The following is a 10,756-nucleotide window of genomic DNA, read 5'->3' on the forward strand; positions in this document are numbered from 1 at the left end:
GGAACTAATTTCATTCCTCTTGAACTAGCTTTTGCTTGAAGTTCATTTGCTATATACATCTCTTCTTCTGACAAGATCTTCGAATTTTCTATATCTCTTAATCTTGCTTTTTTTTCAGCTTGTTCTAAATTAACGAGCTTTGACATAATCTTTCTCCTCTTTTCTAACATTTACAACTAGAGAAGAGCAACATTTTATGTTATAATTTATAAAGAAATTTAAAAATAAATATGTACACAAAAGTCCCTTTTCTCTAATTGATGGTTTGGTCACTTTCAATTATAACATATAGGGACTTTTTCTATATCTAAAATTCAACTATATAAAATATGCCTATACACTTTGTCCCCTATATATATTTAAAAATTCATAATATTACCTTGCTAACATCCTTAAAGAAATTCTTATAATATCTAATTCTTACGTACTAAAAATGAAAATATAAATATCATAAAAAATGCAAAAACACTTAAAAGGGGTAAAGTAATAAATCCAAACCATTCGACCTGAATCGTAGAACAGTCACTTTTAATACTACAAAAAGCACTTTTTGTATGAGAAAGTTGGATGATATATTGATATACACCTATTAACAAACCAATTAATGAAAATCCTCGAATATAACTCTTCACCTTATAATCATTAATTAGCATAGAAATGATTATAATTAAAGGTAAAGGATACATAAAAATCCTTTGATACCAACATAAATCACAGGGATTCAAACCAACTACCTCACTGAAATATAAACTTCCTAAAATTGAAAAAAGAGAAATACAAAATGTAAAATAAAGAAATTGATTTCGTGTTATAGATATTTTTTTCATACTAATCCCAGCTCTCCTATAAAATTTCATCAATTTTCAATTTTAATTTCGTAATATTATTTAAAAAATCTTGTTTTAATTCCGGTGTTTGGACTTCATTATACAATTTAAAAACACTGTCCCAATCTTTTTTCAAACTATATAAATTAATTAATAAATGTTTAAAATGATCCCCATTAGAATTAATTTCACTATACTTATGTTCATTAGTTGCATCTAAAGCTATATGTAAAGATTCAATAATTGTATTCATTCTACTTTCTAAATCAAAAAGTAACAAAGAAGCTTTATAAAACTCAATATCATAACAATTAGGGAATTCTTTTTCCACCAAAGACACATATTTTATCAAAGTTTTGAAATCTTTCATTTCAAAAGAAATTTTACAAAGCAACAAAATAGATTCAATTAAAAATCTTTTTTCAGAGCTAAATTCATATAAATCTATTGCTTTTAATAATACATTTTTAACTAACTTTTTATCAGCTTTCACTTGATTTAATTCCCTGGCATAAAAAAATAACCATTTAGGATTATTGGGTTCTAACTGAATCATTTGTTCAGTTAATTCAAGATTTCGTTTATTCTTTTGAAGTTGATTAACAATAACAGGATTATATCCATCATGATATACATCTATAGTTACAACAATATTATCTGGAATTCTTTTATCATCAAAAACTGGTTCTTCATGTACTTTCCCAGAAAAAAGTATATTATGCTTTAAAGAAAATAGCCTTCTCGTATCTACATATATATGACCTGTATATTCATGGATCATTGGACTAATAACACATTTTATCCCTAAAAAATCTATTAACCTTGCCACTCTTTTAGCTTTACCAATATTATTTTCACCATAATAATTATCAGCATCTATAAAATAAATCCAATCATTACATGCATAACTAATTAACTTATTTCGTTGATAAGAAAAATCATTTCTCCATAATTCGGAAAAAATTTTAACTTCCGAGAATTTTTCTTTTATTATATTTGTTGTTTGATCAACAGAGACTGAATCTAAAACTATAATTTCATCGAACTCATTAATTACACTATCTATACACCTTTGTATACATCTTTCTTCATTATAACTAATAATTCCGCAAGTAATTAAAGGGAAGTCACTATTCTCATACAATTGAATACTATTATCTATCTCATCTTTTAAATTTAGATAAATGGAATCACATGTATTTATATTATGTATTAAACACAAATCCCTAAAAAGTTGTGAATTAGGATTGTTCATCTTTACAAATTGATAAAAATCATACAAATTCATAAAATTACGCCTCTTCCATTTGAAATTTAAAAATAATCATTATTTTTTAAAGAACTCATTTAACTCTTCTGGACGGTATCCTTCTAATCGCTTAATCTCTTTTCCTTGCTTATAATGAAGAATGGTAGGAGTTTTATTCAATTTATATTTATCCAAAAAAGACTCATTGTAATTTTTTTCTTCTTCTATATTTAAAGCCTTTAATTTTAAATTCTCTTCTTTAATCAATTTATTAATAACAGGTTTAAGCTGTTGACAAGAAGGACAACTCGTCTTATATACATATATATAAACATCATCATTAGAATTGACATGATTCTCATATTCTTTAAGATCAATATTTGTATAAAGCGGCTTTTCAAGTGCTTTAGAATTAAAAATATAAAATCCTGCACATATAGATAGTACTAATAGTGAAATAATAAAAAACCACTTTTTCATATTAAAACCTCTCTCTCTTCAATTATTGTCTTATCTTTAAAAACAAATTTTCGGTTATAATTTTTTAATGCTTCAGAAGTGTGAGAAATAACAATTAATGTAAATTTCATTTCCAACAAATTATTATGTATTCTCTCAAAACTTTCTTTATCAACATTACTCAATGACTCATCTAGAATAAGAACTTCTGGATTATGCAAAATAGCCCTTGCTAAAGAAAATCTTTGTTTTTGTCCTGTTGATAAATTAGTAGCATTTTCATTTAACTTAAAATCAAAATTATCATTAGAAGAAAATACAACATCCAAAATTCCTGCAATTTCACAAGATCGAATAAGTTCCTCATCACTAAATTTTTTCCCCATACACAAATTCTCTTTAATAGTTCCTTTAAAAAGAAATGGATTCTCATTTAAATAAATAATTTTCTCTCTTAATGTACTTGTATTTACTTCATTAATATCGATTCCATTTACTAAAATTTGAGATCTTTCTACATCATAAAACTTAACTAAATTTTTAACTAAAGTACTTTTACCAACACCACTTTCTCCTACTAACAGAACCCGATCGCCTTTAGAAATCTTCATATTAACATCTCTGACAACACTATTTAAATTATCATAACTAAAACTAAAATCTTTAAATTCAATATCAAAAACATTTGATATCTCTTTAGTATTTTTCATTTGAAAAACTGGATAATCTACTATATCTAAGAATCTTTCAGTCGCCACTATAGCTTTTTGTAATTCTGATTGTAAACTTATCAACCTTTCTAAAGAAGATAACATGAACATAGCTAAAGAATTAATTAATAATAATGTTCCTAATGTAATAGAATCATTCAGTACTTGCTGAGTACCAACCCACAAAATAATAATAGAAAAAGAGGACTGAATTAACATTCGAACAGTATTGTTAATATTAACAATATTAAACTCCCTCAATGCCGATTTTATTTGTATCCCAAAAAAACTTTGGAATGAATTAAAAAAGTATTTTTCTTTATTAAACGAATATATAGTAGGCATATTCTTAATGAATGGAACTAAAAAAGAAGTAGTCTTTGCTTCATTAGCCATTAATTCTCGATTTCTTTTATTTAATATCTCATAAAACATTACTGCACAAGAAACTAGAAGTAACAAAGGTACTAAAAGGGTGAAAAATAATACAGCATTCATTTTATAAAGGAAAAAACTTATTCCTAAAATTATCATTACATCAAGTATTCCCGTAACTACATTTACACTAAAAGCATTTCTAATATGATAACTATCCCGAAAACGTGAAATAATTTCACCATCATCTCGATTTTCAAAAAACTTAATAGGTAAATTAATTATTTTATTAAAATATTTTTCAGCCAATCCTTTATCTAAATTATATGAAATTCGAACAACAAAATAATTTCTAATATAATCAAATAAAACCTTTACAAAATTTACAGTTAAAAATACTAAACTAAATTGAATTAATGTAGTATCTAATCTCATTGGAATAACAAGATCTGTTAAAAATTTAACAAAGAAAGAAAGAACAATAGCCATACCAACAACAAGTACAGATAAAATAAAAGTTAAAATAAAAAACCACTTATTCTCTTTCAATACTTCTTTAAAAAAATAAGTTTTTTTATAACGCTGATCAAAATTATAAAGTTTATTTTGATCTGTAGAATCTACAACCAAAAGTACCCCAGAAAATATTTTCGAAAAATCATCAACTAACATTGTTGAAACCTTATCTTTTAATGGATCACTAATTACTAATTTATCGCCTTTTTTTAAATAAATAACAATGTAATGTTTTTCTCCATCTTCTTCTATTAAAGCTATATAAGGTTTATTAATATGATCTAAAGCCTCTTTTAATCTATCCTTATTTACCTCTAAAGGTTTACAAGTTAAACCTTTAAAATTCTTCAACAAAATAATTAAATCTTTCAAACTATACCCTTTTTTATCCATCATTAAATCTCTTAAGTAATCAATTCCATAATTAAAACCATAATACTTTAATAAAGAAGAAACACAAGCTAAACCGCAATCGCTTTCGTTGAATTGCCTAGTATGTATAAATTTATTTTTCACCATAAAATACTCTTCCTTTAATAATCAATTATTATTCTAACCAAAAAGAAATTTCATTAAATAATGAAATTTCTCTTTGGTTAAATTTGATTTATTTATTACAACTTCTTCTATATGTATTACATTGACTGTAAGCTTGACTCCAACCGCCGCCACAACCAAAGCTTCCAGCGCTTGAACATTGAGCTAATAATGCCGCACATTGTGCCCATCCCATTCCACCATGTCCCACATGTTCTTCTAATTCTTCAACTTTTAATTCTTTAAATAAATCTTTCATAATTAGTACCTCCATATTTTTTTACTTTAATATTAAGAAATGTAAGCTTACTGTTTAACCTTACAACTTTATGCAAACGCTTGCAACCATTTTTTTCAAAAAAAATACAAAAAATGATTTTTAATGTATTTTTTGTCATATTTTATATAAAAAAATATACTTATTTATTAACTGGAATTACACTAAAAAAAGATTTTAATTTAGAGAATGCCTCTAAATCTCCCATTGTTGAAAAAACTTCTTCTTCTTTATGATGAACAACGATAGAAGGAATAGTCTTAAACATCCCAACAGATTGTTTCTTTTCATTAATTTTCATTATTTCTTTATAATCAATTTCAATAAGAACCTTATTTACTTTCATTACTTCTGTATAAAAAAACATCCTCATATTTGTTGCTACTAAGGTTCCAGGTATGTTAGGACTATTAAACACATTACCAGCTAATATTGAAAGTCCGGTTTGGTTTTTATAATAAGCTTGAATATAATTTTTCACCACTTCATTCTCATACAACAAATCTTGTTTTATCATAAATATCTCTCCTTATTTAGAAATAAAATAACTAATAATAAATTATTATGATACTTTTTAAAAAACTTCATATTACTATATTACCATTAAATCTCACTATAAAGATTTTAAAATTTTTTTATTAATAAAATTAATTAAAAAAACAGTTCACAATTTACTTTCCTTTAACTTAACATTTAAAAAGATCTCAAGATATAAAGATTAAAATATCTAATGTAAACTTTTAAATATTAGTTTACATTCATTTTCCCTTAAATATTGACTCCACATCAATTCCCCTGATATCCTCAATTTATGTGATAAAAGTATACATTCAAAACACTATAAATAAAGAGGTTAAAATCCATGAACAAAAAACCACATCTCATTGATGTCCAACCCATCCGTAGCAAAGAACAGATCGAAGATATGAAATGGGCCCTTAAACGTCACTGTTCCGAAAGAGACTATATTCTCTTTCTTATCGGTATTCATACAGGACTACGCGTAAGTGATCTACTCCAACTCGAAACACAAACCATAATAAAACTAAAACGGAAAAAACGAAAAGAATTTAAAATCAGAGAAGGAAAAACGAAGAAAGAACGTATGATTAATCTTACTTCTATTTTTGATGAAGTATACTCTTATGCCCAAACACTAAAAAGCATCTGGTTATTCCCTTCTCGAAAAGGAGAGCAACCAATTAGTAAGATTCAGGCTTATCGACAATTGCAAAAAGCCGGGGACTTTGCCGGTATAGAATCCATCGGGACTCACACCATGCGCAAAACCTTCGGCTATTGGTTCTATAAACAAACAAAAGATGTAGCTATGTTGCAAGACATTTTAAATCATAGTACACCACAAATCACACTAAAATATATTGGAATTAACAAAGAAGAAAAAGATAATATATTAGATATATTTTATATCTAATATAAATAATAAAGAGTTAGTAGAGAACTAACCCTTTATTATTTATTAATTATTGCTCTTATTGTATTAGTCAAATTATCTTCCAAACTTTTAACCCCAGGTGGTGTGTAATTATATACTATACATCTTAAATGTCTTAAATCAAAAGGAACATCCTCCATACTTTGAGTTAATAATATAACTTCTTTACCAACAGTATGTGCTATACCAGTCTCATAAAACACATTAGGATTTCTTCCAGTCAATTCAGAAATAATAATTTTAGCTTCATTTATACTTTTCCATATATCTTCAATTATTGATTGATTACCATAAATATTATCTGCTCTACTACAAATCAAACCTGAAACTGCTGACTCAACTGTTGGTTTAATATGATCCTTATAAATATCATTAAAAGGATCAGAAAAAGGTGATAGCATAAATACCTTAGAATCATCAATCATAAAATCTCTACCATTAAAGACAGGATTCATTCTCACTATTTTATTCAACCTTTCTAAATTAACAATTTCTTCATCTATGTACGTGCTTGCAATGCTTTCAGATAAATTTTCTTGCTCCATACTTGATTTTTGAAGAATATCATATGGAAATTGGATTCCAAAAGTTTGTTCAAAACCTAGATCTCTTTCAACCAAAAAAAGCGCATCATTTAAATTTAAAGGTTTTCCAAACCAATTGATATAAAAATGTTTAACTACCCCCGATGCATTTATATTTGTCATAACACAAAATATAGTATGCTCATTAACTATAAATGCTACATTACATGAACGTAGTAGCCTCACTTGAGAAGTTGTAAGTCCATTTTTTCTAGCAATATACTCAACTTTTTTATCTACTAAATGAACAAATTTATTCAAATTCATCCTAATTTCATCAGGTAAATCTCCACCACTCGAAACTACTGGAGCATTTAATGGCATAAACTCCCCTCCATCCTAAATATTTTAATTTATAAAAGTATTAAATTTATTACAATACAATCAAAAATAAATATTTAAAAACCAAAATTATATTTGCCTAATAAACAAAAAAATTCTGTATAATCATAATACAAGTTTTTATACTTCTTATATATATATCTTATCAAATTTTATAAAGGAGCGAAAATATAATATGTATGAAGGCAGAAATAGGGAAAAAACAACAGATAACGGATTCATATATCATATTATTAATAAAATAATATTATTATTGTTTTATATAAATATAGTGGAATTATTCAAATGGATAGCCATAAAAATTGTATCAATATATAACAAAAATTCATCTGATATTAATACAATCGAAAGAAAAAAAAGAAAAGCACGCAATCTCGCTATAGATATTTTTATTACTCTAAAATTTATATTTATTGGTCTAATATGGTTTCAAAAAATAAATAATATATACTTTGTAGGAATCACAATTTATCTTCTAATTATGAATTCATTTGTTTATTTTTATTATCATGTTTGGGACGAAGGAGCTATTAAAGGACAATATGCAACTGTCCATCGAACGAGAAGAAAATTTATTAGTTTATTCCAATCTATGCTTTATATGATTTTATCCTATGCCTATCTTGTTCAAATCCCATTTAAAGATGAATTTCAATGGTCTGAAACGAAAATTACCTTTTCAAAATCTTTATTATTTAGTCTATCAAATACTTTCCCTTTAAGTTATGACAATGTTAAAGCTCTTACTGAAATCGGACAATATATCAGAGCATCAGAAATTTTATTATCATTTTTATTTATCACAATCATATTAACTCAATCTATTCCAAAAGCAACTCAATAAAAAAGATGTTCTATGAGTTATAAAATAAAACATACATAGAACAAGGGAATGCTTGTAGACTGATCTGTACTGCATTCCCTTATTGTATGTATGCTATATTCTTATTCGCCTTTTTCTAACAGTAGAACCACGAATCTTGGCGAAGACATTGGTTTTTGCCCTGTCCTGGGGTCCATCCTCGCTTTTTATTCCACGATTCCCTTGACCACGAGCCTCCGAACCCTCAAACTCCCAAAGCTAACCCCAGCGGGCAAAAACCGCCCTTCTGGGGCCACCCCTGGCGAGTTTGCATGAGGGTTCCCCTCATCGTCAAGGAACTTTCGCGGCATAAACGCCAGGACTCAGTTTGTAGATCTCAAAATAATTATTTTCCAAATAACCTCGCAAAAAATCCTTTTGATTCCGTAGATGCTGTTAATGATTTTGTTTCTTGTACTTCACGAATTGTTTCAAGTAACTTCTGATCCCGTTTCTCTAACTTATTATCAATATAGTCTTGTTGTTTTTGTAATTGTTCAATTAACAACTTATTAAATTCTTCTTGTTTCTCACTATATTCTCTAAGTTTACTAACTTCATTTTTTAATGCTTTTAATTCTTCAGCTAAAATCTCTCCAGCTTCTTTACTAGGAACAGGCTTTATACTCTCTCCACCTGTAGCAAAATAATGTTCAATTTGTTTTATTGAATAGTTCTGTTCTCGATGTAATTGCTTAACCATCTTCATTTGCTCAAGAGCTTTTTCATCAAAAATATTGTAACCTGATTCATTCTTCTCTAAAGGAATATATGTCTTTAATTCTTTCATCCAATTCCTTATAACATTTGGTGATTCATCTAAACATAATGCAACTTCTTTAACAGTCATCGCTATATAACCTGGGTTTTCTACACCTAGGTATTCACTTTTATCCATCTTTTTACCCACCTTTAAAACCTAGATAAAAACCTTGATATTAAAAATATCAATGGTTATTTTCAAAAAAATCAACCTTGGAACCTAGGTATTAAACCTAGGTTTTTACTAATTCATTTTACTAAGGTTTATATCCTCCTGTCATATAAAAATAACGGATTTTTTCATATTTCTAATTCATACTTCATTTAGCAAAGATCTTAGCCGCGCTACAAAAAGTTTTCTAATAACCTTGCAATAAGCCAAAACTAAAATCATTCTTTTGTTTTTTAACATAATAAATTTCAACTAAAAGATAAGTCATTTTATAAAATTGGAAATTCCGAATCAAAAAAGAGAGAAGAGCATAAGGGGTTTTTGGGCCCAACTAGGGGTTGGGACTAGGCGGAGCCTAGCTTAAACGTGGGTACACGAAAATTCCCAAGATGTCCACTCACTGACGACACAAAACCCATCAAATGTCCCCATCGTGTCCCTAGATGTAGACTCAGTGAGTACACAAAGTCCCTTTGATGTCTCCATATGAGTACTCACTAACGACATGATATTTTTAATAAATTGCAATCAAACATTACTTTAAAATACTAAAAGAAAACAAATAGCATTAAATAAATATAAATCCATAGTTCAGAAGCAAATAACACCAAAATACAAAGTGCTATTGAGGCGCCCCATAATCCTTTTTAAAGAATATAAATCTAAAATAATACTATTTGTCGTAAAAACAAAAACAAACGCTTAAAAAGAAAAATAAACAGGTTTAAAAGAAGGTTTTCCTTTGCTTTTGGGGTTGAGGCTGGTTCGTCGTGTGGGGACGAGCCCCCACGTATTACATATCTATTAATATGGTAAGTGAAATTATTAGACGAAGGCACTAGCGGTTCGGCTCGTATAATAGCAATTCAAGCCGATGATCCCAAATAGTTGCTTTTGGATGTATCGGCTTGGTGATATCCAAACTCGAGCCGAAAAAAGTTTTGCAAGGATGTAGCAAAGCGAAAAGGGTGGAGATTTTCTGAAGCAAAGCGAAAGAAAATACAACCCGTTCCTTGCGGAACTTTTAGCTATTTCTATATAGAGTGAGAAGGGACAAGCATGCTAAAGTCGAAAATACCCAGTAATACCAAGGCTTTCAGGATTTTTCGTACTTACCGTTTTTGGTAAGTAAACTTACCGTTTTTGGTAAGTACGAATTTAATAAAAAAAGTCTACTTTAAAAGTAGACTTAGAATAATTTAATAGGTAAATTTTTAAGTTGTTTGGGAACCTTTCTAAACATTGCTTTAAGTGTCGGATTAACTTCATCTCTATTTCCTGAAAACATGATGTGAGGATTTATAAATAATGCATATGCTCTAACATTATTATCATCAACACCACTCTCTGAACGAGCTATAATACCTTTATCAATTAATTTTCTAACTAATGGACTAACTTTAGTTTCATGTCTTCCAATTTTTTTAGCCAATTCTCGCTGAGTTAATGGGATTTGTTCTTTCGAATTAATATCACTAACTAAACAATTACTCAAAAAACCTACACACATTGAAATATCTAATAAAAATACTTTTTCAGCATTTGTTAAATAATCAATTTCAAATAAATATTGGATATTTTGTTGAATGATTTGAACAAATTTTGCTTTGTTCTTTATTTTACGTTCA

The 10,756-nt window shown here is 27.6% G+C and carries 11 protein-coding genes and 1 pseudogene; 2 read left to right on the top strand and 10 right to left on the bottom strand.

Annotated features, from left to right (window positions below):
* From NST86_RS34670 to NST86_RS34700, 7 genes and pseudogenes are all read right to left on the bottom strand, one after another.
* Window positions 1-146, bottom strand: a pseudogene (locus NST86_RS34670) (MarR family transcriptional regulator); the annotation flags it as partial.
* A gap of 267 nt (window positions 147-413) precedes the next feature.
* The gene (locus tag NST86_RS34675) at window positions 414-857 is read right to left on the bottom strand and encodes a disulfide bond formation protein B (protein ID WP_324664734.1); all 444 of its coding nucleotides are present in this window, start codon (window positions 855-857) and stop codon (window positions 414-416) included.
* The gene (locus NST86_RS34680) at window positions 844-2,115 is read right to left on the bottom strand and encodes a SunS family peptide S-glycosyltransferase (protein ID WP_098297573.1); all 1,272 of its coding nucleotides are present in this window, start codon (window positions 2,113-2,115) and stop codon (window positions 844-846) included. Before NST86_RS34680 ends, NST86_RS34675 begins: the two co-directional genes overlap by 14 nt.
* Before the next feature lie 39 nt (window positions 2,116-2,154).
* On the bottom strand, window positions 2,155-2,556 hold the full coding sequence (locus NST86_RS34685; protein ID WP_061530460.1) for a thioredoxin family protein: 402 nt from the start codon (window positions 2,554-2,556) through the stop codon (window positions 2,155-2,157).
* A complete protein-coding gene (locus tag NST86_RS34690) occupies window positions 2,553-4,655 on the bottom strand; it encodes a peptidase domain-containing ABC transporter (RefSeq protein ID WP_061530459.1) in 2,103 nt (700 codons plus the stop codon). Before NST86_RS34690 ends, NST86_RS34685 begins: the two co-directional genes overlap by 4 nt.
* Before the next feature lie 88 nt (window positions 4,656-4,743).
* Window positions 4,744-4,932 (bottom strand): sublancin family glycopeptide, encoded by a 189-nt coding sequence (locus NST86_RS34695; protein WP_061530458.1) that lies wholly within the window; start codon window positions 4,930-4,932, stop codon window positions 4,744-4,746.
* A gap of 160 nt (window positions 4,933-5,092) precedes the next feature.
* Window positions 5,093-5,467 (bottom strand): PH domain-containing protein, encoded by a 375-nt coding sequence (locus tag NST86_RS34700; RefSeq protein WP_061530457.1) that lies wholly within the window; start codon window positions 5,465-5,467, stop codon window positions 5,093-5,095.
* 345 nt (window positions 5,468-5,812) lie between these two features.
* Between NST86_RS34700 and NST86_RS34705 the strand changes: the two genes are divergently transcribed.
* Window positions 5,813-6,385: a tyrosine-type recombinase/integrase gene (locus NST86_RS34705; RefSeq protein WP_098617341.1), complete on the top strand. Its 573-nt coding sequence runs from the start codon at window positions 5,813-5,815 to the stop codon at window positions 6,383-6,385.
* Between the two features lie 38 nt (window positions 6,386-6,423).
* Here NST86_RS34705 and NST86_RS34710 read toward each other — a convergent pair whose 3' ends face one another.
* The gene (locus NST86_RS34710) at window positions 6,424-7,314 is read right to left on the bottom strand and encodes a hypothetical protein (protein WP_098617340.1); all 891 of its coding nucleotides are present in this window, start codon (window positions 7,312-7,314) and stop codon (window positions 6,424-6,426) included.
* A 193-nt stretch (window positions 7,315-7,507) separates the two neighbouring features.
* Here NST86_RS34710 and NST86_RS34715 point away from each other — a divergent pair, with 193 nt between their 5' ends.
* A complete protein-coding gene (locus tag NST86_RS34715; RefSeq protein ID WP_340935804.1) occupies window positions 7,508-8,176 on the top strand; it encodes a hypothetical protein in 669 nt (222 codons plus the stop codon).
* 364 nt (window positions 8,177-8,540) lie between these two features.
* Here the strand turns inward: NST86_RS34715 and NST86_RS34720 are convergent, their stop codons facing one another.
* Together NST86_RS34720 and NST86_RS34725 are read right to left on the bottom strand one after the other, a co-directional pair.
* Entirely contained in the window at window positions 8,541-9,092 is a 552-nt protein-coding gene (locus NST86_RS34720) for a DUF3967 domain-containing protein (protein WP_097859792.1), read from the bottom strand.
* A gap of 1,225 nt (window positions 9,093-10,317) precedes the next feature.
* On the bottom strand, window positions 10,318-10,756 hold a 439-nt coding region (locus NST86_RS34725; protein WP_340935807.1), incomplete at its 5' end, for a MarR family transcriptional regulator.

The sequence above is a fragment of the Bacillus sp. FSL L8-0199 genome (assembly GCF_038005705.1).
GTDB classification, from domain to species: Bacteria; Bacillota; Bacilli; order Bacillales; family Bacillaceae_G; genus Bacillus_A; species Bacillus_A cereus.

Coding starts and splice junctions, on each gene's coding strand:
- NST86_RS34675 (WP_324664734.1), bottom strand. CDS start 857: ATGAAATTTTATAGGAGAGCTGGGATTAGTATGAAAAAAATATCTATA.
- NST86_RS34680 (WP_098297573.1), bottom strand. CDS start 2,115: ATGAATTTGTATGATTTTTATCAATTTGTAAAGATGAACAATCCTAAT.
- NST86_RS34685 (WP_061530460.1), bottom strand. CDS start 2,556: ATGAAAAAGTGGTTTTTTATTATTTCACTATTAGTACTATCTATATGT.
- NST86_RS34690 (WP_061530459.1), bottom strand. CDS start 4,655: ATGGTGAAAAATAAATTTATACATACTAGGCAATTCAACGAAAGCGAT.
- NST86_RS34695 (WP_061530458.1), bottom strand. CDS start 4,932: ATGAAAGATTTATTTAAAGAATTAAAAGTTGAAGAATTAGAAGAACAT.
- NST86_RS34700 (WP_061530457.1), bottom strand. CDS start 5,467: ATGATAAAACAAGATTTGTTGTATGAGAATGAAGTGGTGAAAAATTAT.
- NST86_RS34705 (WP_098617341.1), top strand. CDS start 5,813: ATGAACAAAAAACCACATCTCATTGATGTCCAACCCATCCGTAGCAAA.
- NST86_RS34710 (WP_098617340.1), bottom strand. CDS start 7,314: ATGCCATTAAATGCTCCAGTAGTTTCGAGTGGTGGAGATTTACCTGAT.
- NST86_RS34715 (WP_340935804.1), top strand. CDS start 7,508: ATGTATGAAGGCAGAAATAGGGAAAAAACAACAGATAACGGATTCATA.
- NST86_RS34720 (WP_097859792.1), bottom strand. CDS start 9,092: ATGGATAAAAGTGAATACCTAGGTGTAGAAAACCCAGGTTATATAGCG.